The sequence below is a fragment of the Leptotrichia sp. OH3620_COT-345 genome (assembly GCF_003932895.1).
GTDB lineage: Bacteria > Fusobacteriota > Fusobacteriia > Fusobacteriales > Leptotrichiaceae > Pseudoleptotrichia.
The window spans coordinates 1-623 of the sequence record NZ_RQYW01000094.1 but is presented as its reverse complement, the minus strand read 5'-3'; the positions used below and the strand labels follow the sequence as shown (position 1 = coordinate 623).

The window sequence follows — 623 nt, the reverse complement described above, 5'->3', positions numbered from 1 at the left end:
TATGTAAGTAACAGCAGGGATAGATACAAACTGAGTCAGTTATATAATGAATCGGGAATAAGGATGGATTCGGAAGGCAAGCTTAAAGTGGTAGGAGCCGATATACAGACAGCAAGACATGTATATTTAAGAGGTAAGAAAGGTCTTGAAATATTACCCGGAGTAGAAAAAAGTTTAAGAGAAGAAGAACATAAGGTAAGCGGTATAAAGGGAAGTATAAAGGTAGGTTGGAACGGTATAAATGCAGGAGTGGGTTATGGAAAAAGTGAAGACAGGATAAGAGAAGTAAGAAGCGATATAATATCGAACAAACTTAATGTTGTAGGAAATGTAACATTAAAGAGTGACGAAGGGAATATAGACTTAGGACCGACTAATGGGATTATAGGCGGTAAATTGACGTACACGGGAAAAGATATTCGAATACTTGATATGCATTCAGAACGTATAATAGACGGAGTAACAAAGAATACTTATGTAGGAGCAGGAATAAATGTAGGGATACCGATAATAGGAGCAGCACAACAAGTATGGGAAGCAGGTAAGGGCTTAAAGAGGGCAAAACATAAAGAAGATTACATTAATGGAGGATTTGGAGCATATAATGCGGGAATGAATATGGC

The 623-nt window shown here is 37.4% G+C and carries 1 protein-coding gene; it reads left to right on the top strand.

Annotation, left to right across the window (positions count from 1 at the left end; genetic code table 11):
• Positions 1-63 precede the first annotated feature (63 nt).
• On the top strand, positions 64-623 hold a 560-nt coding region (locus tag EII29_RS11495), incomplete at its 3' end, for a hemagglutinin repeat-containing protein (protein WP_158612543.1).